Below are 25,890 nucleotides of genomic sequence, written 5' to 3'. Positions count from 1 at the left end.
TTGATATACTAGTATCCAAAACCGAGTCAACTGATGGAATTCGCCTCCATGTCGAAACACCAACGCCCGGACATGTCGTCGCCGACTTTCGCAGTCTCAGGCGGCGCCAAGATTCGCCGGGTGACGACGGCATCGGCGATCTATGAGCAGCTCCATGCGGCGATCCTTTCACTGCAGATGAAGCCGGGCGTCGCCCTGCAGGAGAAGCGCATTTCCGAGGAATTCGGCGTCAGCCGCACGCCGGTGCGCGAGGCGCTTCTGCGGCTCGCGGAAGCCGGGCTCGTCGAAATCTTCCCGCAATCGGGGACCTTCGTGTCTCGCATTCCGGTCTCTGCCATTCCCGAAGCCGTCGTCATCCGCAAATCGCTGGAGCGCACGACGGTCGAACACGCCGCCGAGATCGCGACCGCCGACGATATCGCCAGGATCGATGCGATCATCGCCCGCCAGCGCGTCCACGCCGCGCACAACGAGCCATCGCAGTTCCACGAGCAGGACGAGGCCTTCCACGAGGCCATCTCGGCGATCGCCGGCTATCCGGGCATCTGGAACATCCTGAAAACCGTGAAGCTGCAGATCGACCGCGCCCGCCGCCTCACCCTGCCGGTGCTCGGCCGCATGGACAGCGTCATCGAGGAGCATATGACGATCCGCGACGCCATCGCGGCGCATGATGTGGACCGTGCGCGCGCCGCGATGATGCATCACCTGAGCGCCGTCATTCCCGACATCGATGAACTTCGGCTTCTCTATCCGGGCTATTTCAACTGAACGGCGAACGCCCCGGACGATCTCAAGAAAGAATCAGGACTCACAGGAGGAATACCAATATGCGGCAAGGCTGGAGATGGTTTGGGCCGGATGCGCCGGTCACGCTGGACGATGTGCGTCAGGCGGGCGCGACCAATGTCGTCTCGGCGCTGCATCAGGTGCCGATCGGCGAGGCCTGGACCGAAGAGGCCGTGCGCGAGCGCCAGTCGCTCATCGAGAGCACACCCGCCGGCCGCACGCCGCTCAAGTGGTCGGTCGTCGAGAGCATACCGATTCCCGATCTGGTCAAGCGCAAGGGCGGTAAGGCAAAGGCCGAGATCGAAGCCTGGATCGCCAGTCTCGAGGCTGTCGCCGCCTGCGGCATCAAGATCATCTGCTACAACTTCATGCCGGTCGTCGACTGGACCCGCACCGAGCTCGACTTCATCACGCCGACGGGTGCGACGGCGATGCGCTTCGACCACGAACGGTTCGCGGCCTTCGAGCTTTTCGTCCTGAAACGTCCCGGCGCGGAAAAAGAATACTCGCAGGCGGATCGCGAACGGGCAGAGGCCGTCTTCCGCACGACGCCGGAGGAGGAGATCACCGAAATCACCCGCATCATCACCTCCGCGCTCCCCGGCTCCACCACGGAACCGCTGACGATTCCCGCATTTCGCGAGCGGCTGGCGGCCTATCAGGAAGTCGACGCGGCACGCCTGCGCCAGCACCTGATCGAATTCCTCGAGGCCGTAACACCGGCGGCGGAAGCACGGGGGGTCAAGCTGACGCTCCACCCGGACGATCCGCCGCGACCCCTCTTCGGCCTGCCGCGCATCGCCTCGACCGAGGCCGACTACGCCGCGCTGTTTGAGGCCGTGCCTTCCGAGGCGAACGGCATGTGCTACTGCACCGGAAGCCTCGGCGTCAGGGCCGACAACGACTTGCCGAAGATCGCCCGGCGCTTTGCTTCGCGCATTCATTTCGCCCATCTTCGCGCCACCACCCGCGAAGGCGACGGCCGGAGCTTCCACGAGAGCGCGCATCTAGAAGGCGACGTCTCGATGGTCGATGTGCTGAAGGAGCTCGTTGCCGAGGACCAGCGCCGGGGAGCGGAAGACACCATCGTGTTCCGTTCGGACCATGGCCACCGGATGCTTGATGATCTGCAGAAGACGGTCACGCCCGGCTATCCGGCGATCGGCCGCCTGCGCGGCCTCGCGGAACTGCGCGGCATCCTTCACGCGCTCGGCGCGCCGCCGACCTGATCGGCCGTCGAACGCCTCGCCTGGCCGCTGCATGCTTCCTTAAATCGCAGCCGATTTAAGGAAGCATGCAGCAGTCAGCGGGAGCTTCCCGCCGATCCGGATGATGGCGGAAGAGAGTGGGAGTCGAACCCACAAAAGGCCGTCTCTCGACCCCTCCCGGATTTGAAGTCCGGACGCCCCACCGGGGACGAATCTCCTCCTGAAACATCTGCCTTATCACTGACACCATTCGACAAATTGCCGAAAAGGTCCAGACGGTTGCGATTGAGGCGGCGCATGTCGCCGCGCCTTAGCGTCACGCTGTGACGATCGAAGAAGTCGAGGATCTGGATCGCAACCTTGCGGCCGTTTTCGAGACGGTCGCGGAACTGCATTGCGGTGAACCAGCCCTTATCGGCCGCCTCGCTGATCTCGGCGATCACCGCCACCATCTCCGCCACCACTTCGCGCAGGAAGAAATGATCGTGCGCCACCTCGTGCACCTTGCCCATGCGGCTGCCGAGCTTCATGAGGCGGCGGACTTGCGCCTCGGGCACCGCCAGCAACCCGGCGATGTCGCGCACGCGCGGCGGGCGGAACCGCTCGGCTCCATCGAGCAGGGGCTCGATATCATGCCAGAGCCGCTCGTCAGCCAGGGTCATCGTCACCCGATGGTCGGCAAGCCGGACCCATGCTCCGTCGAGTGCGATCTCTCCCGGTCGCGCGAGTGCCTGGAGGGCCGCCCGAAAAGCCGGTACCGGCAAGCGAAGTTCCGCCTGCGTGCGCAGCCGCTCTACCCCAATGCCCAACAGGTCCGGGTTGTCGGCATGGAAGGCCTTGAGCCGGGCAAGGATACCGTTGCGGAAATTATCCCAACTCGTCTGAGACATGGCGAGCGTCGTCGCCTCCAGCGGCAGTTGCACGACGCTTAGCGCTTGCGCCAACGCGACGGCTTCCGTTGCAGCGATCGCCCGGTCGCGGGCAAAGGCGCTCATGTCGAGATAAAACGGCGGCGCGGCAAGCAGCGCCTCGATCGCCTGCTTCGGCTCGATGAGCGCGTGGGCTTCGAGCTGGGCCATGCGCTCCGGAGTACGGCGCTTGCGTGCCGGCGCGCGCAGATCGAGGAACCGACCGCCGCCGATCGTGCGCCGGGCAGAGGTATCGCGAACGACGTACCGGTCTCCGGCCGCCGCGGCGATCGGACGCTCCAGCACGAGCTGGACCAGCGTGCGCGCTCCGGGCGCGACGGGCTCATCGGCCAAAAGGACGATCCGGGCTCCGACTTCCGCTGAGGCATGATGAAGCCGCACGGGGAACCAATGGCCGATCGGCTTGGGTTCCGAACCGAGCACGCGCAGCGTCGCGTCGATCCGGCTCGTCGGCGCATGCAGGCTCGGGTCGCAGACCATGTCGCCGCGAGTGACCGCGGTTTTCGTGATGCCGGGACCGGCGAGGTTCAACGCGCAACGGTCGCCGGCGCGGCCGATTTCGCTCGGCCTGTTCTGCGCATGGATCGATCGTATCCGGGCGCTAAGGCCGGACGGGCTGGTGGTGACATGGTCCTCCACCGAGGCCTGTCCTGAAAGCACGGTCCCGGTGACGACCGTGCCGACGCCTTGAATGGTGAAGGAGCGATCGACCGCCAGCCGGAAGCGCCCGCTTGCCTGTCGCCGCGCGAAGCGGCGTGCCGCATCGACGATTTCGTCACGAAGCAACGCCACGCCCCTGCCCGACACCGTCGAAACCGGGATCATCGAAATGTCGGCAAGCGCCGTGCCGCCAAGCTCGTCGCGCATCTGCCGTTCGACTTCCTGAAGGCGATCCTCCGCCACGAGATCGGCCTTGGTGATGGCGACAATGCCCTGTTCGATGCCGAGAAGATCGACGATCGCCAGATGCTCGCGCGTCTGGGGCATGACGCCGTCGTCGGCCGCCACCACCAGAAGCACGAAGTCGATACCGCCGGCGCCCGCCAGCATGGTGTGGATGAATTTCTCGTGGCCCGGAACGTCGACAAAGCCGAGGGTCTCCGCGCCCTCGACCGGCATGTAGGCAAAGCCGAGGTCGATCGAAATACCGCGGTCCTTTTCCTCCTTCAGCCGGTCGGTATCGACACCGGTCAGCGCGCCGATGAGCGACGTCTTGCCATGATCGATATGACCGGCCGTTCCGACGATCACGTCTCTGTCCTCGCGCTTGCCGGCTGGGAAGGATCCGCCGTCTCGGACAGCGGCATTGCGGCGCGGCGCTCGGCCTCCGCCAACTGCTCTGCGTCGAGCGCGTCACGCACGACGTCGAAGAATGGCGTCGCCAGCGCGCTGCCGCCATCACGCGCCCTCAACAGCCAAGCGAAGGCTTCGATGGGATCGTGGGCGATGCCGTTTCCCAGATGATAGGCCGCGCCAAGCATCGCCTGCCCGTCGGCGTCGCCGGCGCGCGCGCCAAGTCCCCACCAGTGGACCGCCTCGATCGGATCGCGCGCGACGCCGATGGCATTGTGGTAGAGCATCCCGAGCCGCGTCATCGACGGAGCTGATCCGTTCTTCGCCGCAGCGAGCGCCCAGCGGTGCGCTTCCGCGAAGTCGGGCTCGATGAGATCGCCCTCCAGAAGCATCCAGCTCAGCATGTCCTGAGCCTCGGCGTCATCCTGTTCGGCAGCCTTGCGGTAGAGCGCCGCCGCCCTTTGATAATCCGCTGCTATCCCCTCGCCCTTGAAGAGCAGCGAGGCGAGGTTGCGCTGGCCGACCGGGTCGCCGGCCTCGGCGGCGAGATTGAGCCAGCGATAGGCGAGATCGACATCCCGGGCGACGCCCAGTCCACCGGCAAAACACGCGCCGATATTGTTCTGCGCCCGCGGATTTCCCGCCTGCGCCAAAGGCACCCAGATCGCATGTGCAGTCTCGTAATCACCACTGCGGGCGGCGGCGAGCGCCTTCTCCATCGACGCCTCGCCGGAGGTGCCGCCCACGGTCGGTCTTCGCAAGAGGCGGCTGAACAGGCTCACGACGACGGTCCTTCGCTGGGCGGATCGAGATGCGCGAGGTTGGCGACGAACCCATCCTCGTCCTCAAGGCAGCGCAGATCGAGGATCAGCGATCCGCGTTCGATGCGGCCTATGACCGGCATCGGAAGATGCCTCATGGCCGCGGCCAGTTCGGCGAGCGTGCGGCCGCTGCCCGACCGCGGCGTCAGGGCGAGCCCCGCGCTTGGGACCGTGGAAAGCGGCAGGGCGCCGGAGCCGATCTGGCTTTCGCAATCCACGACCGAAACGCGGAATGCGCCCTTCACCGCGCGCTCCACCAAGGGTGCCAGTCGTGCCGCCTGATCGCCGATGTCCGTCTTCGGGCGGGAAAGCAGCCGCATCGTCGGAAGCCGCTCGCCGAGCCGATCCGGGTCGCGATAGAGCCTGAGCGTCGCCTCCAGTGCCGCAAGACGGATCTTGTCGACCCTGAGCGCGCGTTTCATCGGGTTGTAGTTGATCCTTTCGATGAAGGCGCTGCGCCCGACGATGAAGCCGGCCTGCGGTCCGCCGAGCAGCTTGTCGCCGGAAAAGGTGACGATGTCGGCGCCGTCGGCGATCGCTTCGCCGACGGTCGGCTCGTGCGCCAGCCCGAAGCGCTCGAGATCGGCAAGCGTGCCCGAACCGAGGTCGTTGACGAGCGGCAGACCGCGTTCGTGGGCGATGCCGGCAAGCTCGCGAGCCCCGACCTCCTTGGTAAAACCTTCGATGCGATAGTTGGAGGTGTGGACCTTCATGATGAGACCGGTCTCGGGTCCTATGGCATCGCGGTAGTCCCTCGCATGCGTGCGGTTCGTGGTGCCGACCTCGACAAGACGGGTGCCGGAACGCAACATGATATCCGGCATGCGGAACGCGCCGCCGATCTCGATCAGCTCGCCGCGCGAGACGATCGCCTCCCTGCCGGCAGCAAGACTGTTCAGCACCAGAAGCACGGCCGCCGCATTATTGTTGACGACGGTCGCGTCCTCCGCGCCGGTCAGCTCGCAAATAAGCGCGCGCAGGTGATCATCTCTTTCGCCGCGTTTGCCGCTCTCAAGGTCGAATTCGAGCGCCACCGCCTCGCGCATCGCCGCCGTCGCGGCATCGATCGCCGCCTCGGCCAGCAAGGCGCGGCCGAGATTGGTGTGAAGCACCGTTCCCGTCAGATTGAACAGGGGGCGCAGCGTCGATCGATCGTTCTCCTCGAGCGCCGCGACCGCGGTCGCGATGATAGCATCCGGCGGAGGAACCTCTCCACCTTTCAGCACCTCGTCCCGGGTCGTGGCGAGCACGTTGCGCAAGGCTTCGGTAACGGCCAATCGCCCGAAGCATTCGACCGCTTCCACGAGGATGGCCGATCTCAGAAGCTCGTCCACCGACGGGATGTCACGCAGCCTGACATTGACATCCATTCCGGTCCCTCCCCGGTACATCAGAATCCGGCCAGAAGCGGCGCGAAGCCGCCGCGACGATAGGGGGCCTCGCGCATCAGGAGATCGAGGCCGAGGCTTGCAACATCGTCGGCAACGGGATCTGTCGCCGGCGCCTTGTCCTGGTAGAAAATCTTCGTCCAGCCGTGGCATTCGTCGCAGGTCTCGGCCTTGACCGTGCCGCCCTCGTCCTCGATCTCGCGATAGGAAATCCCCTTGGTGGAACCGCAAAGCACGCATTTGATCCGGACATAGTGCCAATAGGTGCAGCACAGCGAGCAGGAACAGAACCGCGCTCCGTGCGAGCCCGGCCAGCCGACGACCATGGACGACACCGGTTTGCCGCCGCATGACGGGCAAACGCCGTCGGCGACGGGCGTGAGCTTCTTCGCCTCGAGAAGCGACGCGAGGCGGGCGAAATGCACCTGAAGCGCGGCCCAGACGAAAATGTGCTCGCCGATCGCGTCCGCAGGCAACGAGCCGGACAGTACGTTGTCGGCCAAAATAAGACGCGCTTGCCGATCGGCGGCAGCGACACGTGCCAGCGCGGCGGCGGCCGGCGCCGGTTTCTCGATTGCGTCAGCGGCTGCAAACAGACGGTCGAATATCGTGTTGAGCGCCTTGCCTTCCATCCCATGGCGATGGAGCGGCGGCATTTCGAACTCGCGTGCGCGCGTGAGCGCCGCGGCGTTGGGGCCTTCGGCAGGCGGAAGGCCGGCCTGGATATCGTGCTGAGCCGCCGAAAGTCCGGCTACGAAGTTGAGATAGGGCGCAAGGTCGCTCGCTTCGGCCAGTTGACGAAGGCGCTGCGATCGGGCGGAGAAAAGCGAAGCGGGATCAGGCAGGCGCGCAAACGGCGGCGACGAGACATCTCCAATGGCGGTGGGATCTGGCGCTGCAGCGTCTTTGCGTTTCATCACACTCCCTCACGAACCCCACGGGCCACGTGATATAACCCTGAACCTCTAGTTTCGACCGGGATGCGGGCGGAAAACCGCCCACACTTTTCCTCATCCCGGCCTATTCGGCTGCAGTGTGCTTCTCGTCTTTCACAGCCGGTTTGGCGACCAGTTCGCGCAACCATTTGCGGTGATACCGCCATGCCCAGCCGCCGGTGACGGAACCGCGCACCATCCCGCGTATCGTACCCTTTACCCAGATCGCTGCATAGACATGGGTGATCCAGACGCTGATCGCGAGGATGGCGGCGATCGAGTGCACGAGAACAGCCCATCGCTTCTGCTCGATGGTGGTGTAAGCCGCGAAATACTCATCCCATATGACGATACCGGACGTGATCAGGATGATGATCAAGACCGACATCGACCAGAAGACGAGCTTCTGCCCGGCATTGTACTTGCCGAGCTCGGGCAGGCGTTCGTCGTGCGCGGTCAGCACGTCGCGCGCCCGCGCAAGCCAGGTGCCGTCCTCGCGCTTCCAGAGATTGAGCTTCCAGAAACGCAGGAACAGGCCGAGGAAGCTGAAGAACAGCACGACGCCGATCCACGGATGGATGGCGCGTACGAGCTGGCCACCGCCGAACAGCGCCGACAGGAAGAAGAGCCGCGGATGGAACAGAGAGAGGCCCGAAAGCGCGAGCAGCACCAGGCTGGTGGCGGTGATCCAGTGATTGATCCGCGCCCCACCGGTGTAACGATCGACCGTGACAGGCTTGCCGGGATGCACGCTGCCGCTCTTGCCGGCGTCATTTTCCGTGTTGGTACTCATGAGGAACGATCTCCGGTGAGCCGCTCAGCGGCCTCCTCGTCCTCTTCGGTAACGCGGTTGGGGCCGTTGACCATGTAATGCAGGAAGCCGGTGACCGCCGCGACGCCCATGACGGCGAGGCCGGCATATTTGGTCATCCCCTTCCAGGCCTCGACGATCGGGCTGATCGTCGGGTTTTTGGGAAGACCGGCATAAATCTCCGGCTTGTCGGCATGGTGCAGCACATACATGACATGCGTGCCGCCGACGCCCGGCGGGTCGTAAAGACCGGCATTGGCAAAGCCGCGGGACTTCAGGTCGGTAATGCGCCCCTCCGCATGCTTCTTCATCTCCTCCTTGGTACCATAGACGATCGCCTGCGTCGGGCAGGCCTTGGCGCAGGCCGGTCCCTGGCCGACCGCGATGCGGTCGGAGCAGAGCGTGCATTTGTAGGCGGTGTGATCGACCTTGGAGATCCGCGGAATGTTGAACGGGCATCCCTTGATGCAATAGCCGCAGCCGATGCAGTTCTCATGGACGAAGTCGACGATGCCGTTAGAATATTGCACGATGGCGCCGGGGGCGGGGCACGCCTTGAGACAGCCCGGATCCTCGCAATGCATGCAGCCGTCCTTGCGGATCAGCCATTCGAGATTGTTTGTCTCCGGGTTCTCCCATTCGGTGAACCGCATCAGCGTGAACATGTCAGGCGTCAGATCGTGCGGATTTTCGAAGACACCCACATTCTCTTCCATCTCGGGATGGGTGTCGTTCCACTGGATACAGGCCGACTGGCAGGCCTTGCAGCCGATGCATTTCGAGACGTCGATCAGCTTGGCGACTTCGGTCTGGCGCTCAGCGGGCGGCGTCACGTTCGACGCCGAGCGCCGCATCAGGTCCTGTTCGCCGAACTTCGGGCCTTGAGGTTCGGTGCTGGGATTTGGGACGGGCGGGAACATGGCTCTAGCCTCCTCACGCCACCGGCCCGGCAGTGGGCTCGATATTGACCAGGAACGCCTTGTATTCCGGCGTCTCGATGTTGGCGTCGCCGACGAACGGCGTCAGCGAGTTCGGGCCGAAGCCCTTCCTGGCCACGCCGGTGAAGCCCCAGTGCAGCGGTATGCCCACCACGTGGACGGCTTTGCCGTCGCACATCAGCGGCTTGATCCGCTTGGTGACGAGCGCCTTGGCCCGGACCTCTCCACGCTTGGACCAGACGCGCACCCAGCCTCCCCTCTCTATGCCTTTCTCCGCGGCGAGTTCCTCGGAAATCTCGACGAAGAATTCCGGCTGCAGCACCGCATTCGTCCGAGAGTGCTTGGTCCAATAATGGAAGTGCTCCGTCAGACGATAGGACGTTGCCGCATAGGGGAATTCCGCCGAGGCGGTCTCGGCAAATTGCTCGAGATCGCCCTTGAATACCCGCGCCGCGGGATTGCCGCGCACTTTCGGAGCGACGAGATTTTCAAGCGGGGATTCAAACGGCTCGTAGTGGGCCGGGAACGGACCATCGCGCATCATGCCCCTGGTGAAAAGGCGCGAGACGCCTTCCGGGTTCATTATGAACGGCCCGACCTCGTCAGGCTTCGCCGTCGGCAGGATATCGGGCACGTCGTAGCCAGACCACTTCGCGCCGTCCCATTCGATGATCTTGCGGCTCGGATCCCATGGCTTGCCGTTAAGGTCCGCCGAGGCCCTGTTGTAGAGGATTCGACGGTTCGCCGGCCACGAGAACGCCCACTTGGAATAGGCGCCGGTCTCATCCGGGTCCGAGGTGTCACGACGGGCCATGTTGTTGCCGTTCTCGTTGAAGCAGCCGGAAAAGATCCAGCAGCCGCACGTCGTCGAGCCATCATCGCGCAGCGCCGCGAAGCCAGGCAGCTGCTTGCCGGCCTCCGCCAGGACCTTTGTCGGATCGGCGGTATCGTAGACCGTGGAAAGCGCCTTGCCGTTGAGCTCCTTGGCAAGCTCCTCGGCGGTCGGCTCGTTCGGATCGGCATAGGCCCAGTCGAGATTGACGATCGGGTCGGGGAACTTGCCGCCCTCCTTGCGATAGAGCTCCTTCAGCCGCACATGGATCTGCGCCATGATCCAGTTGTCGTTCTTCGCCTCGCCGGGAGGCGTGCCGCCCGGCCAGTGCCATTGCAGCCAGCGGCTGGAATTGGTGAGCGAGCCCTCGTCCTCGGCAAAGCAGGTGGAGGGCAACTGGATGACCTCCGTCTGGATCTGCGAAGGATCGACGTCGTTGAACTCGCCGTGGTTCTCCCAGAAACGCGATGTCTCTGTATCGAGCGGATCCATGGTGACGAGGAATTTGAGCTTCGACAGGGAATCCGTGAGCTTCTTGCGGTTCGGGGCCGCAAGCAGCGGATTGAAGCCCTGGCAGAAATAGCCCGTCATCTTGCCCTGGTTCATGAGCTCGAAGGCGCGCAACATGTCGTAGCCGGGCACGTCGAGCTTCGGCAGCCAGTCATAGGCGAAATTGTTTGCCGGCGTCGCCGCCGTGCCCCACATCGCCTTCTGGAAGCTGACGAAGAACTTCCGGTAGTTCTGCCAATAGCTCATCTGGTTCGGCCGGAGCGGCTTGAAGCCGCGCGTCTTCATATAGGTCTCGAGATCGACCTCCTTCTCGTTCGGTATCGTCAGATAGCCGGGTAAGAGGTTCGACATCAGCCCGACATCGGTGAGCCCCTGGATGTTCGAGTGGCCGCGCAGGGCATTCATGCCGCCGCCGCGCACGCCGATATTGCCGAGGATCAACTGCAGCATCGCCATTGCGCGGATGTTCTGCGAGCCCTTCGAGTGCTGCGTCCAGCCGAGCGCATACATCGAGGTCATCGCCTTGGTCGGCGACGAGGATTCGGAGACCATTTCGGCCACCTTCAGGAACTTGTCCTTCGGCGTGCCGCATATGCGCTCGACCATTTCGGGCGTGTAGACGGAAACGTGCTGCTTCAAGAGGTTCCATACGCAGCGCGGATTCGTCAGCGTGTCGTCCACCGTCGCATAGCCATCGGGGCCGATCTCATATTCCCAGGTCGATTTGTCGTAATCGCGCTTGGCCTCGTCATAGCCGGTGAACAGCCCGTCCTTGAAGGCGAAGCCGTCCTTGACGATGTAGCTGGCGTTGGTGAACGCCTTGACATAGTCCCACTGCACCTTGTCGTTCTGCATGCAGTAGTTGATCACGCCAAGCAGGAAGGCGATGTCCGTGCCCTGGCGGATCGGCGCGTAGAAATCCGCGACCGACGCGGAGCGGGTGAAGCGCGGATCGACGACGATCAGCTTCGCGCCGCGGTTAGCCTTCGCCTCGGTGACCCATTTGAAGCCGCACGGATGCGCTTCTGCGGCGTTGCCGCCCATGATGATCACGAGGTCGGTGTTCTTGATGTCCGTCCAGGAGTTGGTCATTGCGCCGCGGCCGAATGTTGGAGCCAAACTGGCTACCGTGGGGCCGTGTCAGACACGCGCTTGGTTGTCGAAGACCAGCATCCCGGCGCTGCGGACGACCTTGTAGGTCTCCCATGCCGTTTCGTTCGTTGTCGCCGAGGCCGCAAGGAAGCCGGTCGTTATCCACCGGTTCACCGGTACGCCCGCCTCGTTCCTCTCGATGAAATTGGCGTCGCGGTCGTCCTTCATCAGCCGGACGATTCGATCAAGGGCTTCATCCCAGCTAACCCGTTCGAACTTGTCCGACCCCGGTTTCCGGATCATCGGATATTTCAGCCGCGTTTCGGACTTGACGAAATCGAGCAGTGCCGCGCCCTTCGGACAGAGCGTGCCGCGATTGGTCGGGTGATCGGTGTCACCCTCGATATGGATGATTTCCGCCTTCTCGCCCTTCGTCCGGTCGCCCCTCGAATACATGATCACGCCGCAAGCGACGGAACAGTAGGGACAGGTATTGCGGGTTTCGGTCGTGCTCACGAGCTTGAAGGCGCGGATCGCTTCGGCATGCGCAGCTTCGATTTCACCGAAGCCCAGAGATCCGAGCGCCGTAGCCGCCGCTCCGGCACCGACGGCACCCAGGAATTGGCGCCGCGAGAGTTCCACGTTCATTGCATGCCACCTCCCTGAAACCGGCGTTGCCGACGGGGGCGTGCCGGAGAATTTGGGTCCCGTCTTTGGCAGGAAAGACGTAAAATCGGCCTTGCAAGTCTAGATTCTAATCCACCCTATCCCATTGTCAAATCGATAAGAACTATAAATTACGAACATGATATTCCACTTACAGCTAAATTGCAGCGCGCGTGTATTAAGTGCGGCGAACACAATTGCGCAGCGCTGAAGGTTTGGCGTTTTCTCTCACATCTCCGTGAACCGCACTTGATCGTTGCTGGTGACTGTTTCCCGGCAAATTGACGGTCTCACCCGGATCAACCATAATAAGACTATGGGCTTGCAAGCCGCTCCCGAGGCTCGGGGCATTGCGCACTGTCTGTCACCGTGGGGCGCCGCCGAAGCGGTGGGCCATTCCGGCCCGCGCCCGGCCCATTTCCCGTTTTTCGCGAAATTTTCATCCGGCCTGCTGGGCCGCACGTCTGTTCAGACGCGCATGGTTCGCTGTAACGCTTTGAATTATCCCATGAATTTTCCCCTGTGCGGCTCCGGTTCAATTCACGCAATCGTGCCGCGTCACGCGCGGTCCATACGAAACATTGGGAGGCAACCATGGATATCGCGACATCGCCCCGCCTGACGGCCCTTGCCCATGGCGGCGGCTGCGGCTGCAAGCTGGCGCCATCCGTCCTGCAGCAACTGCTTGCCGATCAACCGGCGGCCCGCCCTTTTGCCCGGCTCATCGTCGGCACGGAAACGGGGGACGACGCCGCCGTCTGGCAGCTCGACGACGAGACTTGCGTGATCGCCACCACCGACTTCTTCATGCCGATGATCGACGATCCCTTCGATTTCGGACGGATCGCCGCGACCAACGCCATCTCCGACGTCTACGCCATGGGCGGAAAGCCGATCATGGCGCTCGCCATCGTCGGCATGCCGATCGACAAGATGCCGCCCGAAATAGTGCGGGAGATCCTGAAGGGCGGCAGCGCGATCTGCGCCGAGGCCGGCATTCCGGTCGCCGGCGGCCACTCGATCGATTCGCCAGAGCCGATCTACGGCCTGGCGGTGATCGGCACAGGCTCGACCGCCAATATCCGGCGCAACAGCGGCGCGCGCGCCGGGGACGCGCTGATCCTGACAAAGGCCTTGGGTGTGGGGATCTATTCGGCCGCCTTCAAGAAGGGCGCACTGCCGGCAGACGCCTATGCCGAGCTCATCCAGTCGACGACGCTCCTGAACCGTATCGGTGCCGAGCTCGCCAAACATTCTCACGTGCATGCCGTCACCGATGTCACCGGCTTCGGCATTCTTGGCCACGCGCTCGAGATGGCGCGCGGATCGCACAAGCGGATAGCGATCGACGCGAACGTAATTGCGTTCTTTGCCCGTTGCACCGAACTCGCGGAGCAAGGCTTCGTCACCGGCGCATCGCACCGGAACTGGGCAAGCTACGGTATGGACGTGGTGCTGCCGGACGATCTTCCGGCATGGCGGCGCCACATCCTCACCGATCCCCAGACTTCCGGCGGCCTTCTCGTATCATGCCGCGCCGATCAGGCGGACGCCTTGCTCGAGGAGATCGTGGCCGCCGGCTATGCCGCAGCCCGGATCATCGGGGCCGTCGAGGAAGGCGAGCCTGGCTTGCGCGTCACGGCCTGACCGCGACGCTGCCGAGGAGCCGCGCTGGCGAAGGCGCAGGCTACCAGGTGCCGGTGGCGAGCGCGAAGGGTGACCATTCGGCAAAATCGTAGCGGATCGGTAGCGCCTCCGGCCGCCAGACGATGCGGCGCGGACGGAAACGCCAGTAGCGCTCCGCGCCTTCGAGAGGCTTACGGTCAGGGTCATCGAACAGGAGCTCGGCCGCGCCGGTCATCTGCAGCAGGCCGCCCGTCGAAAAATCCGGGAAGACGAGCCCGGCGCGCGGATTAAGCGCGATATTGCCGAGGGTGTTGAAGAAGCGGTTGCCGATAAAATCCGGGATCGTCAGCCAGCCGTCTTCGCCGACATCGACGAATCCCGCGCGGCCACCGCGATGGGAAACGTCCACCTGCCGGCTGCCGGGAAGGTCCGCATAGGTGGCGACGAAGAAGGTGTCCGCTTGCCGGATCAGGGTACGAGCGGGTGCGTCGAGCTCCGAGCTCCAGGCGGGCGGCACCATCGGCGGCTCCGACGGATCGCGGAAGAACTGCACCTTACGCAGCTGGATGTATTTCGGGCAGTTGCCGAAGCTCTGGCCGACGCTCAGATCGAACCCTCGCGGATGCCGGCTGAGGGTGCCGTTCAGCCGGTTGCGGCGGCGCGTCGCGAGATCGACGCCGAGGAGGGCGAGCGAGGCGCCATCCTCCATGCCCGCCTCGGCCGGATCCGCCGGCTCTCTGGCGAGCTCGACGGTCAGCCGGTGAGCGTCCGGTGCATGGAGGAAGCCGGGGCGCCCCGCGCGGAGCGTTGCCCACACGTCACCGTCCCGGTCGACCGCGCCCAGCACCACCATCGGCAGGAGGGGATAGAATTCGCGGTGCTGGTCGATCAGATAATCGCGCAAAACCCGGCGACCAATCTCGTCCATGCGCGCTTCCACACCGGACCGCGTCTGCAGCGCCAACTCGCCCGCATGCCAGGGCGAAGGACCGAGGAGACGGCTATCCATGATTTGCGCCTCCTCAGGCTGCTGCCAGACCGACGGGCGTCTTCTGGAAATCGACAAAGCCCGGCAGCGCCTCGATGCGGCCGAGCCAGGCGCGAATGTTGGCATAGGGCTGAAGATCCACGTCGCCTTCCGGCGCGCTAGCCACGTAGCTGTAAAGCGCGACATCGGCGATGGTCGGCCGCTCGGCGGCAATCCAGCTCCGGCCCACAAGCGCCGCCTCGATCAGCGTCAGGATCGCATGGGCGCGGGGAATGACCTCTTCCGGCCGATAGGGCGCCTTGAATACGGTGATGAGGCGCGCCTGCGCAGGGCCATGGGCGATCTGGCCGGCAGCTACCGAAAGCCAGCGCTGAACGGCGGCCGCTCCTTCGGGATCTTCCGGCAGCCAGTCCGTGCGTCCGGTCTTCTTCGCGAGATAGACGAGGATGGCGTTGGAATCCGAGATTATCGTACCGCCGTCATCGAGCACCGGAACCTGGCCAAAGGGGTTGAGCGCGAGGAACTGCGGCTCCTTGTGTTCCTTCTTGGCGAGATCGACGAGCACGAGTTCGTGCTCGATTCCGATCAGCGAGAGGAAAAGCCGGGCACGATGTGCATGGCCGGACAGCGGGTGATGGTAGAGCTTCATGTCTGCCTCCTGGGGAATGGAACGGCAGCAAGATGATTGTTAAACGCGACGTTGATAAGCGCCTCAAAAGACACTAGACCATTTCACTGAACGCAATAATGGGCGCGAAGCGGGAAGGCGATGGATCGCTGGCAGGCAATGCGGATCTTCGTGCAGGTGGTGGAATGCGGCGGGTTTGCGCCTGCCGCCAAGATGCTGCACATGAGCCCGCCATCGGTGACGCGGGCGATTGCGAGGCTGGAGCAGATAATCGGCACGCGGCTGCTCGTCCGCACGACCCGCTCGCTGAAACTGACTGCGGCCGGCGAAGGCTACGCGGCCGATTGCCGGCGCATTCTGGCGGAGATTGCCGAGGCGGAGGCCAATGCGGCGGGTAGCTTCACGCACCCGGCAGGGCTGCTCACGGTGACGGCGCCCGCCCTTTTCGGGCGCATCCACGTGCTCCCCGTCGTTCTCGATTTTCTCGATCGCTACCCGGCCATGCAGGTGAAGACCATCTTTGTCGACCGGGTAACGAACCTGGTCGAGGAAGGGCTGGATGTCGCCGTGCGCATTGCGGCGCTTCCCGCCTCGGGCCTCATCGCTCGCCGCGTCGGTTCGGTCAGGCAGGTGCTCTGCGGCTCGCCGGATTATTTCGCCCGCTTCGGCGAGCCGTTGGCACCGCGGGATCTTGCTCATCACCGCATCATCGGCCGGGAGGGTCTTTTCGGCCATTCGGAATGGCTATTCGGCCGTGACAACAGCATTCGGGTTCCGATCAGCCCGCGCCTTATCGTCAACACCAATGACACGGCTATCTCTGCCGCGGTCGCCGGCTGGGGACTGTCACGCTTTCAGTCCTACCAGGTGGCGCCGGAGATAGAGGCCGGCCGGCTCAAGGTGGTGCTTGCCGACTACGAGCGCGCACCGGTGCCCATCCACATCGTGCACGCGGAGGGGCGCATGGTTTCCGCCCGGGTGCGTGCCTTCGTAGACTTCGCGGCCGAGCGCCTTCGGCGCCGTGCGGGCGTGAATGCCGAGGCTTGAAGAGCTGCGCCTCTGGTCGGTACTCCGCCTCAGGCCTTTCCATATCCGCCGCCGGTCGGCGTCTCGACGGTGAAGGCCTCGCCGGCTTCGAGAACCGTGTGGGCGCAGCCCGGCAGTTCCTCGATACGGCCGTCATTGCGCCGAACGCTGTTGCGGCCGAGCTCGCCCGGCTCTCCGCCCTTCAACCCGAAGGGCGCAACACGGCGGTGGCCGGAGAGGATGGCGAAATCCAGCCGCTCACGGGCGCGGATAGTGCGCTTGGTGCCATTGCCGGCCGTCCATTTTCCGCGGCCGCCCGAATCCTTGCGAATGTGAAAATCCTCCAGCACCACCGGGAACCGCGTTTCGAGAATTTCGGGATCGGTGAGCCGCGAATTGGTCATGTGGGTGTGGACCGCGTCGGCGCCGTTATAGCCGGGACCCGCCGGGGCGCCCGAGCAGATCGTCTCGTAATACTGATAGTTCGCATTGCCGAAGGTCAGGTTGTTCATCGTCCCTTGGGCGGCGGCCTGCGCCTCGACGGCGCCGAAGAGGCAATTGGTCACCGCCTGGCTGACCTCGACATTGCCGGCGACGACCGCCGCCGGATAGTGCGGCGTCAGCATCGTGCCTTCAGGGATAATGATGCGGATCGGGCGCAAGCAGCCGGCATTCATCGGAATGTCGGCTTCGACCAGCACCCGGAAGACATAAAGCACCGCGGCGCGCGTCACCGGCGCCGGGGCGTTGAAATTGTCCGAACGCTGCTCGGAGGTGCCGGTAAAATCGACCGTCGCCTCGCGCCTTTCGCGATCGACGGAGATCTTCACGACGATCCGGCAGCCCTGGTCCATCTCGTAGGAGAATTCGCCGTCGCGCAGCTGGTCGAGTACCCGGCGCACGCTTTCCGCCGCATTGTCCTGGACGTGGCCCATATAGGCTTCGACCACCTCCTCGCCGAACTGGGCGATCATCTTCTTGAGTTCCGCCACACCCTTCTCGTTAGCAGCGACCTGCGCCTTGAGGTCGTTGATGTTCTGCAGAATGTTGCGCACCGGATAGCGCGCGCCGCCCAGAAGCTTCTCCAGTTCCTCCTCTGAGAAGCGGCCGCGATCGATGAGCTTGAAGTTGTCGATGTAGACGCCTTCCTCCTCGATATTGGTCGCAAGCGGCGACATCGATCCCGGCGAGATGCCGCCGATATCTGCGTGGTGGCCACGGCTTGCCACCCAGAAGCGGATTTCACGACCGGCGTCGTCGAAGACCGGCGTGCAGACCGTCAGGTCCGGGAGATGCGTGCCGCCATTATAGGGCGCATTGATCAGGAACACGTCGCCCGGATGGATGACTGGGTTTTCGCGGATCGCGGTCGCGACGGACGCATCCATCGATCCGAGATGCACCGGCATATGCGGCGCATTGGCGACGAGATTGCCGTTGTTGTCGAAGACCGCGCAGGAAAAATCGAGCCGTTCCTTGATGTTGACCGAATAGGCGGTGTTCTGCAGCGTGACGCCCATCTGTTCGGCGATCGACATGAAGAGGTTGTTGAAGATCTCCAGCATCACCGGATCGGCCTTGGTGCCGATGGCCGTGCGTTCCGGCAGCGGCTTGATCCGTGTCAGCACGATATGGTCCTTTGCCGTGAGCTCCGCCTGCCAGCCGTCCTCCACGACGATCGTCTGGTTCGGTTCGATGACGATCGCCGGCCCCGCAAGCCTCTGCCCGGGCTTGATCTCGGAGCGCAGCGCCACCGCCACGTCGTGGAACTGGCCCTGCGAATAGAAGCGGGTTCGCCGCGAGAGATCGGGTGTGCCCGAGGCGACGGCAAGGCCGTCCGCCTCCATCTGCGCCGCTCCGCCGCCGACCGTTTCGACCTCGACCGCGTCGATCACCAGCGCTTTGTTCTCGGCGATGAAGCCGAAGCGGCGCCTGTGCATGCGTTCGAATTCCTGGCGCAATCGCGCGGCATCGTCGCGTTCCGGAAAACGCGCCTCGGCGGCGAGCGCCGTGTCCGTGCCGGCATAGCGAATATGCGCGCGCAGATGGGTGCGGACGAGATGCGGTGCAGTGCCCTGCGCCTTAAGCTCCGCCAGGCACTCGCCCTGCAGTTCATCGCCAAGAGCTGCGAGCGCCGGCGGCGCGTCCGCATCGAGCCCGACGCCAAGCGCCTTCTGGCGGGTGGCGCGGATATCCGCTAGCCCCATGCCATAGGCCGAGAGCAGGCCCGACATCGGGTGGACGAGAATGTTCTTCATGCCGAGCGCATCCGCGACCAGGCAGGCGTGCTGGCCCCCGGCACCGCCGAAGCAGCTCAATGCATAGCGCGTCACGTCGTAGCCGCGCTGGACGGAAATCTTCTTGATCGCCTCGACCATGTTGGCGACTGCAATGCGGATGAAGCCGTCGGCAACCTCTTCCGCGCTCCGCCCGTCGCCAATCTCCTGCGCCAGCGCCGCGAAGCGCGACCGCACGGTCTCGACATCGAGGCGCTCGTTCTGCTGAGGCCCGAACAGCGCCGGAAAGAATTCGGGCATCAGCTTGCCGAGCATGACATTGGCGTCGGTCACGGCAAGCGGGCCGCCATTGCGGTAGCAGGCCGGTCCCGGATTGGCACCGGCGGAATCCGGCCCGACGCGAAAACGCTCGCCGTCGAAATGCAGGATCGAGCCGCCGCCGGCGGCGACCGTATGGATCAGCATCATCGGCGTGCGCACGCGCACGCCGGCGACCTCGGTCTCGAAGGCGCGCTCGTACTCGCCATCGAAATGGGCGACGTCGGTCGAGGTTCCGCCCATGTCGAAACCGATGATGCGATCGAATCCTGCCGCCTCTCCGGTCTTCGCAAGGCCGACGACGCCGCCGGCCGGTCCGGAAAGGATCGCATCCTTGCCCTGGAACATATCCGCCGCCGTCAGACCGCCGGACGACATCATGAACATGATGCGCGCCCCGGAACGCGTGACATCGAGTTCGCTGGAGACCTGCGCCACGTAGCGGCCGAGCACCGGCGAAAGATAGGCGTCGATGACGGTGGTATCGCCGCGGCCGACATATTTGACGAGGGGCGAGACCTCATGGCTGACCGAGACCTGCTCGAAACCCATCGCGCGAGCGAGCCGCGCCACCAGCGCCTCGTGGTCGGGATATTTGTAGGCGTGCATGAAGACGATGGCGATCGCCCCATAGCCTTTCGCTTTCAGCTCTTCGAGCGCACGCCGCGCTTCATCCTCGCTTAAGGGTCGTTCGATCGTGCCGTCCGCCAGCACGCGCTCGTCGAGTTCGACGATATCTTGGTAGAGCGCTTCCGGCTTGATGACTTCGGTCGCAAAAATCTTCTTGCGCTCCTGATAGCCGATCCTGAGCGCATCGCGGAAACCGCCCGTGGTTATCAGCGCCAGCCGTTCGCCCTTGCGCTCGAGCAGCGCGTTGGTGGCGACGGTGGTTCCCATCCGCACCTCGCCGATCAGGCCGGCCGGCATCGCTTCGCCCACTGGAAGCCGGAGAAGCTGCCGGATCCCGTGCACCGCCGCATCGCGGTATGCCTCGGGATTTTCGGAGAGAACCTTCAGCGCATGAAGCGCGCCCTCGGGGTCGCGGCCGATGACGTCGGTGAAGGTGCCGCCGCGATCCACCCAGAAATCCCAGGTCCCGATTCCGCTCATCGTCATCCCCTTTCACTTGCCGTATCCGCTTCTACAGCGCCGCGCGTCTTATCAGACGCGCAAAGCACCCTGTAGCACTTTGAATAGCTGCACGTTTCCCTGAGGCGGCCACGATTTAGGGAAACATGCACTAGCTCACTGAAAGCGGATAAGATGCGCAAGATCAATCCGAAATCGTCGCAGGCACCTCGCGACGCAGCGACGCGCACCCGTCATTAGGCGGCGACGAAGGTGCAAGCACTTGCCGGACACGCTGATGGTACGTGTCAAGGAAATCAACCTCGGATTGGCTATCCGATAGATTGGCGGCGTTGAGATTCATCGGCGCGACGTAAGCAAGGCAAAGCGGCAGAAGCCGTCCGCGAAAGGCATGACTTCAACCTGGTTCTCTATCCGCGCTTTCCCAAACACGCGATGTTTGCGGCCACGGTCGCTGTGATCGCCGAGACCTGCCCGCGGGGCTACCAGGGTCGCCACCTGCTCGACCAGTATTGCTCCCTGAGATCACTCAGCCGATCTTCGAGGTCGGCGAACATGTCTTCGATGCGCGACGATCGCCGCATGTACCGGTTCGGCCCGGCCGTGCTCGCAACGATCAGACCAATGAGACCGAGGAGAACGAGGGTCGTCCACGCGGGATGTTGCCTTGCCATGTCGCCAGCTCTGCGGCCGGTGTCCCGGGCCGTGCTTGCAATGACCCTGCCCGAGGAAATACCCAGTTCGGAAATCGCTGCGCTGAGTGCATTGACCTGCTCGCGTAGCGATCTGACCTGCTCTTCGACCGACTGTTCTGCAACGCCGACTGTACCTTTGTTCGTATCGACGACCCCGCGTGGTACGGCGGAACCGAGCGGCCTTTCCCGTGCCATGTCCTGATCCTCTTTGTCGTTTCCAATTCTCACACCATGGAAACGGCGGTCGGGAGCCCGAGTTCCTTGTGCGTGGTTTGTCCAACAATCAATAACGCTTCGAGCCGCACTTCGAAATTGCGTAACCATTTTAATTGGCCGGGGGTTAAAAGCGTGTCCGCCCTGTATGCCGGTGTCATTTTGCCATGGCGAAAGCCAGTCATTGTATGTCGCATCGGAGACTGAGTAACTGCTGCAATGGCTGCGTAACTGCTGCAATGGCTGCAGTGCGCCAGCGCCAGCTTTCGGGCAGGGGGGTCTAAGTGGCAGCCGTCATCCTGGCAACATATAGGTTTGTGGCGACTTCCGATACGCCTCTTCGCAACCCGGCGAACAGAACCACGGCCCCTGCGGGGCCGCCCGCCGATAGGACGCGTACGGTGCATGCATCTTGCACACCGGATCAATCCAAGCCGGGTCAACCGACGGGGCAAGCTCTATCTCATAAAGGGGAACTTCGCCGGCTACCGATCGAAGTGCCACCGTCCCGAGATCTCGCACCAGAATGCCGTGGACGATGGCCGCCTCAGCAATGGGTCGAGTGGCAAGCAATTGACCGGGGGATGCGAGCGCCGCGATGCGTGCTGCGATGTTGACCGTCGATCCGAATAGATCGCCTGCTCTGCGGATAACTGGCCCATGGTTCAGCCCCGCCCGAGTGAGCGGTAGCCTCGCTTCTTTCTGGCATGCCTGTAACAGCCTTCCAAGTGCCTGGATTGCTGTTTCCGGATCAGGAAACGAGAGCATTGCCTCATCACCAATCCATTTGATCGGGGGCTCATAGCCGCGAAGGGCCTCGCGAACCATGTTCTCGAAAATCTCCAACACGGCAATTGCGGATGCGTCTCCATGAACGTCTGCAATAGCGCTGAATCCCGCAAGATCTATGAATGCAACGGTGGCCGATGCATTTGCGGAACTCTGGATCTGATTCATTTTGTTGTCCATTGCCATATATTTTAACGCTATCGCACAGTTTCGCGAATCTCAAATTTGACCGTGGCGTGGGATGGGAGGCAGGCGGGGCGTGCAGCAACCCCGGCCAGCCCCGATCAGTCTTATTTCTGGCCGAAAAGACAACACTTCGATCCCGTAGCCTTGAAAGGACGCGAGCTGTCGACTGGCAGGCGACATTAGTGCCTATTCCGGCTGTTAAGCTTTCTGTCGTCCGCGACGGCTATAGACCAAGTCAGATGGAGACCCCGGCCTCGCGGAGTCCATCCACCAACCAGGTCGGGGTCCCGGTAGGGTAAAGCCCGCTTGAGGTGATCGACAGAAAAGCTCGGGTTAACCTCCATTGTCTCATGCCAATGGCGTTGGGCTTGTTCGTGGCGCCCGATTCGACCATAGAGACAGGCGAGATAAAACCGTGTCATGTCCGATCGCGGCGCAAGCGATAGCCGACGCTTGAAGGCGATCTCGGCTTCGTCAAACCGCCCGAGGCTCAATAGCGCCCGCCCCAAGAAATGCAGCGACAGGTCGAATTGCGTTCAAGCCGGTTCGCCCGTGTATACAGCGCAACGGCGTCTTCGTGCCGGCCCTGGAAATCCCTTATGTTACCAAGCCCCGTATAGGCGTCGGCGAGGTTGGGATCGAGCGCGACGGCCCGCTCGGCGGAGGCTTCCGCCTCGTCTAGGCGCCGCATCCAGGCAAGCACGAGCCCTAGGGAGACATGGGCCTGTGGCTCGGTGTCGTCCGCGTCGATCGCCTGCTGTGCCAGTTGCAGCGCCCGCCCTAGATCTTCCGTCGTCGCGCCGTTCCACTGGTTGACGTATTCGGCGAAGGAAATGATCGACAGCCGGGCATAGGCGGCCGCCAGGCCCGGATCGATCTCGATGACGCGCTCCAGCATGGCGCGCGCTTCCGTCGACGATACGGCGCTCAGCTGCAGCATGGTTTGGCGAGAGCGGACGAGCAGGTCGTAGGCTTCCGGATCCACCTTGGCGCGGTTCCCGCGCCGCTCCTCTTCGCTGGCAGTCAGCTTCACCTTGAGCGCGTTGACGATGGTGCGGATCACTTCGTCCTGAACTGCGAAGATATCCTCAAGCCCGCGGTCGTACAGGGCGGGCACGCAAAGAAAGGAAAAGGCGCCCGCCTAGAGCATTCCGTTTTGGTTCAGAAACTCCGCCGCACCACGGCTCAAGGCCTTCACCATCAGCAGGCGTCATCGAAATTGACATTTCTCGCGTAGAACTGTTGCGTACGGTCCCTGCAATGCGGATCACCGCGCATCCAGAGCACTCTCCCTCCGTCTTGATCCGCGCCATCAGCTTGCGGCTGGTGCCCTGACTGCGCGGGGCGCCATCCGCCACCACATGGCCCGCCTCGACATACTTGCCCCACCACAACTGGACGTCGGGGGCGCTTTGCGCTTGGTAATCGGCTGGACGAGTCCTGCGTCCAATCACCTCCGCAGTTTGGCTGCGGGGCTAGAGAACGTGCTTGACGATTTAGGGCAGGTTGAGACTAGCCTGGGGCAGAAGATTCTGAACTCAAGATGGTGGCGTCTGTGGTCAGTGCGATACAGAGCGATATCGGTGGAGCGTTCATTCCGGTCAGCGATATTGAAGCGGCGAGAGATTGGTATTGCCGCTCTTGGACGGATCGACCGAGGGAGACATTCTCTTCGGGCATCGACAGCAAATCGTTTGTCGGACCGCACGTCAACAAACCAGTCTTTCATTTCAATGCCCATGATCTGGACGCTGCGCGCACGCATGTGATGGCAATCGGGGCTGGGGACGTTTCTCCCTTAGTGACGGTGTTTTCTTCACATTCAACGTTTGCGGAAGCCCGGCTGTCGTCGCTGCGAAAAGATCCGGCACTTAACTGCTTCGGTGTCGACGCCAGCCAACCGCTCAGCGTCTGGCGAGCCAAGGGATGGATACATCCCGACGATCCGCGTGGCTGGTTCCAGTGGTACTGCCGCTACCACCAAGGTCGCCGTATGCCCGGTGAGGACGAGCGACAGGTCGCCCGTTGGAAAGCTATTCGCCGCCATATCGCTCAGCTTCGCCGGGCCTGCGAGCCTGGAGACTGCTGGTGCCGGCCGCGTCAACGCCAGGCCCTGCTGCGTTGGGCATATGACAGCCGTTCGATTTAACTATTATGCCGATGCTGTGCTGCAAAACGTCCGGTATCTCTCTTGCGAGGCTAGAAGCTGCCGGGCAGCACACGGCCCCAGAGCCGACTTTCATCCCTCGCTTTGAGTGGATACGAACCGCCGGCCCACCCCAATGGCTTCGGCGGGAATGTCCGAGCGCTCAGTGATTGTTCGGCTCCTGCATCCATTGCGGAATGTCTCGCTTCGCATGTAGCACGCGCCAAACATCGACATGATCTGGCTGGTCGCGATAGAAAATGAGATAGGGATATCGCTTCAGAGAGACACTCCGTAAGTCAGGCAATCCCAACTCGTATGCGTGCCGCAACGATCCGGCCTCCGGATGGCCTGCGATCAAAGCGTATGCCGCTTGAAGTGCGTCGATAAATCCGAGGGCGACCTCGGTTCCTGCTTCGCGTGCATAATAGTCAATGGCCGCCTCGACGTCGCTGCGCGCCAACTGCCGCGGGATAATAGTCTTATTATTCACTTGCTGTGCTGACCACGAACTCGATCGCGCAGACTGGTGAAATATTCCGCCTCGACCGGTGCAGTCGGTGCGGACGAGGCTCCGTCAAGCAACAGCCGGCGTAACGCAAGACGATCCTGATCTCGACGTATCAACTCCCGAATATACTCACTGCTTGTCCCATAACCCCGTCCGGCGACTTGCTCATCGACGAAGCTCTTAAGATGGTCCGGCAGGGAAATGTTCATAGTGCCCATGGAAGTGACCATACCGACTTTGGCAAAAATTGGCAAGAGCGCTCGCTTCCCTTCAACCACGAGACATCGCAATGCCGAATCTGCGGGCATGGCAGTGACGCAGGTTCCAGTCGATACATTATGCAATCTATTTGGCCCAGAACGTGAACATCTTCGCAACAAGCCGTGCACAGGGCTCGAGAAGAACGGCTCCCTTCGACCCATTGCAACTATCCGAACCTGCTCGCGCTACGGCACAAATTGGCCCGTTGCCGTCATTCAGCATTGCCCTTGGCGACAATATTTCGCCACTACCTCTCCGGTAACCCGGCCTTAATCAGATCGCTTGCCTGTCGATCCAGCACCTTGTCCTCGACGAAGGTAACAGCCCTCCACTTTTCGGCAGTCCAGCTCGGATCAAGTTCGAGAGCCGTGGTTATATTGTTTTGGCTTCATAAAGGTTTCCGAGATTTACGGCGTTGATCGTCTTGACGAGCGGGATGGCGGCGAATGTATCGCCCAGTTGCTTCATCACCTCGAGCAATTCTAGATACCGTTCCCCTGACATTAAAGCCCATCCCTGCAGATACGAATAGAACTCTTTGTTGGCGGGGTCCGGTGTCGCCCGCTCCAATCGCCGCGTCGGACAGCACCGCTCGCATGAAGGCGTCGTTCGGTGCCAAAGCGATCGCCGCTTCCGCTTCTCTCATGGCGCTCTTGAAATCACGCTCCACAAGATTGGCGTACGCGAGCAGCCAGCGTCCCAATTTCCGCTCCAGCGGCGAGAGGTTGTCGCTAGCCATTCCTTGCCGCGCCAGTTTCACCACCTTCCGCAGGTCATCCTGCGGGTCCTGTGACCAACCGTTGACGGCGCGGACGTAATAAATGAAACCCATATTGAATTTCAGGAGCGCAGAGTCCGAGAATTTTGCCATTCCCTCGGCCGTCGTCCGAGAGGCTTCCTCCGTACTTTCGGGCGTGTACTGCAGGAGCTTGTCATGCCCCCTGAGGTAATAGTAATACTCCTCA

At 62.9% G+C, this 25,890-nt stretch carries 21 protein-coding genes, 1 tRNA gene and 1 pseudogene; 5 read left to right on the top strand and 18 right to left on the bottom strand.

Annotated elements, in window-relative coordinates; genetic code table 11:
- Positions 1-48: 48 nt before the first annotated feature.
- Positions 49-771: a GntR family transcriptional regulator gene (locus tag QA637_RS19425; RefSeq protein WP_184108611.1), complete on the top strand. Its 723-nt coding sequence runs from the start codon at positions 49-51 to the stop codon at positions 769-771.
- A gap of 59 nt (positions 772-830) precedes the next feature.
- Entirely contained in the window at positions 831-2,018 is a 1,188-nt protein-coding gene (gene uxuA / locus QA637_RS19420) for a mannonate dehydratase (RefSeq protein ID WP_283066333.1), read from the top strand.
- A 104-nt stretch (positions 2,019-2,122) separates the two neighbouring features.
- Here uxuA and QA637_RS19415 read toward each other — a convergent pair.
- The 8 genes and pseudogenes from QA637_RS19415 to fdnG all read right to left on the bottom strand — a co-directional run bounded on the left by QA637_RS19415 (position 2,123) and on the right by fdnG (position 12,194).
- A tRNA-Sec gene (locus tag QA637_RS19415) sits at positions 2,123-2,218 on the bottom strand.
- Positions 2,219-2,341: 123 nt separating this feature from the next.
- Positions 2,342-4,177, bottom strand: a pseudogene (gene selB / locus QA637_RS19410) (selenocysteine-specific translation elongation factor); the annotation flags it as partial.
- A complete protein-coding gene (locus tag QA637_RS19405; protein WP_283067387.1) occupies positions 4,174-4,938 on the bottom strand; it encodes a tetratricopeptide repeat protein in 765 nt (254 codons plus the stop codon). The pseudogene selB and the gene QA637_RS19405, both read right to left, overlap by 4 nt.
- A 59-nt stretch (positions 4,939-4,997) precedes the next feature.
- Positions 4,998-6,410: an L-seryl-tRNA(Sec) selenium transferase gene (gene selA / locus QA637_RS19400; RefSeq protein WP_283066331.1), complete on the bottom strand. Its 1,413-nt coding sequence runs from the start codon at positions 6,408-6,410 to the stop codon at positions 4,998-5,000.
- 20 nt (positions 6,411-6,430) lie between these two features.
- On the bottom strand, positions 6,431-7,345 hold the full coding sequence (gene fdhE / locus QA637_RS19395) for a formate dehydrogenase accessory protein FdhE (protein WP_283066330.1): 915 nt from the start codon (positions 7,343-7,345) through the stop codon (positions 6,431-6,433).
- Between the two features lie 103 nt (positions 7,346-7,448).
- Positions 7,449-8,156 carry a formate dehydrogenase subunit gamma gene (locus QA637_RS19390; RefSeq protein ID WP_283066329.1) on the bottom strand — a complete coding sequence of 236 codons (708 nt, stop codon included), beginning with the start codon at positions 8,154-8,156 and terminating at the stop codon, positions 7,449-7,451.
- Entirely contained in the window at positions 8,153-9,094 is a 942-nt protein-coding gene (fdxH, locus tag QA637_RS19385; RefSeq protein ID WP_283066327.1) for a formate dehydrogenase subunit beta, read from the bottom strand. The genes QA637_RS19390 and fdxH overlap by 4 nt, the downstream gene beginning before the upstream one ends.
- 13 nt (positions 9,095-9,107) lie before the next feature.
- Positions 9,108-12,194 carry a formate dehydrogenase-N subunit alpha gene (fdnG, locus tag QA637_RS19380; protein ID WP_283066326.1) on the bottom strand — a complete coding sequence of 1,029 codons (3,087 nt, stop codon included), beginning with the start codon at positions 12,192-12,194 and terminating at the stop codon, positions 9,108-9,110.
- Between the two features lie 612 nt (positions 12,195-12,806).
- On the opposite strand from fdnG, the gene selD reads away from it, so the two are divergent.
- The gene (gene selD, locus QA637_RS19375; protein WP_283066325.1) at positions 12,807-13,859 is read left to right on the top strand and encodes a selenide, water dikinase SelD; all 1,053 of its coding nucleotides are present in this window, start codon (positions 12,807-12,809) and stop codon (positions 13,857-13,859) included.
- A 40-nt stretch (positions 13,860-13,899) separates the two neighbouring features.
- Here the strand turns inward: selD and QA637_RS19370 are convergent, their stop codons facing one another.
- Together QA637_RS19370 and QA637_RS19365 are read right to left on the bottom strand one after the other, a co-directional pair.
- Positions 13,900-14,847 (bottom strand): pyridoxamine 5'-phosphate oxidase family protein, encoded by a 948-nt coding sequence (locus QA637_RS19370; protein WP_283066323.1) that lies wholly within the window; start codon positions 14,845-14,847, stop codon positions 13,900-13,902.
- 13 nt (positions 14,848-14,860) lie between these two features.
- Positions 14,861-15,475, bottom strand: a complete 615-nt coding sequence (locus QA637_RS19365; protein ID WP_153443006.1) for a glutathione S-transferase family protein — start codon at positions 15,473-15,475, stop codon at positions 14,861-14,863.
- 120 nt (positions 15,476-15,595) lie between these two features.
- Here QA637_RS19365 and QA637_RS19360 point away from each other — a divergent pair, with 120 nt between their 5' ends.
- Positions 15,596-16,501, top strand: a complete 906-nt coding sequence (locus tag QA637_RS19360; protein WP_283066321.1) for a LysR family transcriptional regulator — start codon at positions 15,596-15,598, stop codon at positions 16,499-16,501.
- 29 nt (positions 16,502-16,530) lie between these two features.
- Here QA637_RS19360 and QA637_RS19355 read toward each other — a convergent pair whose 3' ends face one another.
- From QA637_RS19355 to QA637_RS19335, 5 genes are all read right to left on the bottom strand, one after another.
- Entirely contained in the window at positions 16,531-20,145 is a 3,615-nt protein-coding gene (locus tag QA637_RS19355) for a hydantoinase B/oxoprolinase family protein (protein WP_283066319.1), read from the bottom strand.
- 461 nt (positions 20,146-20,606) lie between these two features.
- Positions 20,607-21,014 (bottom strand): hypothetical protein, encoded by a 408-nt coding sequence (locus QA637_RS19350; protein ID WP_153443012.1) that lies wholly within the window; start codon positions 21,012-21,014, stop codon positions 20,607-20,609.
- Positions 21,015-21,326: 312 nt separating this feature from the next.
- Positions 21,327-21,989, bottom strand: coding sequence for an adenylate/guanylate cyclase domain-containing protein (locus QA637_RS19345; protein WP_153443014.1), 663 nt, complete (start codon positions 21,987-21,989; stop codon positions 21,327-21,329).
- 197 nt (positions 21,990-22,186) lie between these two features.
- A complete protein-coding gene (locus tag QA637_RS19340; protein WP_283066316.1) occupies positions 22,187-22,501 on the bottom strand; it encodes a tetratricopeptide repeat protein in 315 nt (104 codons plus the stop codon).
- Entirely contained in the window at positions 22,498-23,070 is a 573-nt protein-coding gene (locus tag QA637_RS19335; protein WP_283066315.1) for a tetratricopeptide repeat protein, read from the bottom strand. Before QA637_RS19335 ends, QA637_RS19340 begins: the two co-directional genes overlap by 4 nt.
- Positions 23,071-23,550: 480 nt before the next feature.
- Between QA637_RS19335 and QA637_RS19330 the strand changes: the two genes are divergently transcribed.
- Positions 23,551-24,156, top strand: coding sequence for a hypothetical protein (locus QA637_RS19330; protein ID WP_283066313.1), 606 nt, complete (start codon positions 23,551-23,553; stop codon positions 24,154-24,156).
- 160 nt (positions 24,157-24,316) lie between these two features.
- On the opposite strand, the gene QA637_RS19325 is transcribed toward QA637_RS19330, so the two are convergent.
- The 3 genes from QA637_RS19325 to QA637_RS19315 form a co-directional block, all read right to left on the bottom strand.
- The gene (locus QA637_RS19325) at positions 24,317-24,646 is read right to left on the bottom strand and encodes a type II toxin-antitoxin system RelE/ParE family toxin (RefSeq protein WP_283066312.1); all 330 of its coding nucleotides are present in this window, start codon (positions 24,644-24,646) and stop codon (positions 24,317-24,319) included.
- A complete protein-coding gene (locus QA637_RS19320; RefSeq protein WP_283067385.1) occupies positions 24,643-24,918 on the bottom strand; it encodes a type II toxin-antitoxin system ParD family antitoxin in 276 nt (91 codons plus the stop codon). Before QA637_RS19320 ends, QA637_RS19325 begins: the two co-directional genes overlap by 4 nt.
- 395 nt (positions 24,919-25,313) lie before the next feature.
- Positions 25,314-25,796, bottom strand: coding sequence for a hypothetical protein (locus tag QA637_RS19315; RefSeq protein ID WP_283066310.1), 483 nt, complete (start codon positions 25,794-25,796; stop codon positions 25,314-25,316).
- Positions 25,797-25,890: the final 94 nt, after the last annotated feature.

This window comes from Sinorhizobium terangae (assembly GCF_029714365.1).
Lineage (GTDB): Bacteria > Pseudomonadota > Alphaproteobacteria > Rhizobiales > Rhizobiaceae > Sinorhizobium > Sinorhizobium terangae.
The sequence above is the reverse complement of the archived record's forward strand: the minus strand, read 5'-3'. Positions and strand labels throughout refer to the sequence as shown.

Coding starts and splice junctions, on each gene's coding strand:
- QA637_RS19425 (WP_184108611.1), top strand. CDS start 49: ATGTCGAAACACCAACGCCCGGACATGTCGTCGCCGACTTTCGCAGTC.
- uxuA (WP_283066333.1), top strand. CDS start 831: ATGCGGCAAGGCTGGAGATGGTTTGGGCCGGATGCGCCGGTCACGCTG.
- QA637_RS19405 (WP_283067387.1), bottom strand. CDS start 4,938: ATGGAGAAGGCGCTCGCCGCCGCCCGCAGTGGTGATTACGAGACTGCA.
- selA (WP_283066331.1), bottom strand. CDS start 6,410: ATGGATGTCAATGTCAGGCTGCGTGACATCCCGTCGGTGGACGAGCTT.
- fdhE (WP_283066330.1), bottom strand. CDS start 7,345: ATGAAACGCAAAGACGCTGCAGCGCCAGATCCCACCGCCATTGGAGAT.
- QA637_RS19390 (WP_283066329.1), bottom strand. CDS start 8,156: ATGAGTACCAACACGGAAAATGACGCCGGCAAGAGCGGCAGCGTGCAT.
- fdxH (WP_283066327.1), bottom strand. CDS start 9,094: ATGTTCCCGCCCGTCCCAAATCCCAGCACCGAACCTCAAGGCCCGAAG.
- selD (WP_283066325.1), top strand. CDS start 12,807: ATGGATATCGCGACATCGCCCCGCCTGACGGCCCTTGCCCATGGCGGC.
- QA637_RS19370 (WP_283066323.1), bottom strand. CDS start 14,847: ATGGATAGCCGTCTCCTCGGTCCTTCGCCCTGGCATGCGGGCGAGTTG.
- QA637_RS19365 (WP_153443006.1), bottom strand. CDS start 15,475: ATGAAGCTCTACCATCACCCGCTGTCCGGCCATGCACATCGTGCCCGG.
- QA637_RS19360 (WP_283066321.1), top strand. CDS start 15,596: ATGGATCGCTGGCAGGCAATGCGGATCTTCGTGCAGGTGGTGGAATGC.
- QA637_RS19355 (WP_283066319.1), bottom strand. CDS start 20,145: ATGAGCGGAATCGGGACCTGGGATTTCTGGGTGGATCGCGGCGGCACC.
- QA637_RS19350 (WP_153443012.1), bottom strand. CDS start 21,014: ATGGCACGGGAAAGGCCGCTCGGTTCCGCCGTACCACGCGGGGTCGTC.
- QA637_RS19345 (WP_153443014.1), bottom strand. CDS start 21,989: ATGAATCAGATCCAGAGTTCCGCAAATGCATCGGCCACCGTTGCATTC.
- QA637_RS19330 (WP_283066313.1), top strand. CDS start 23,551: ATGGTGGCGTCTGTGGTCAGTGCGATACAGAGCGATATCGGTGGAGCG.
- QA637_RS19315 (WP_283066310.1), bottom strand. CDS start 25,796: ATGGCAAAATTCTCGGACTCTGCGCTCCTGAAATTCAATATGGGTTTC.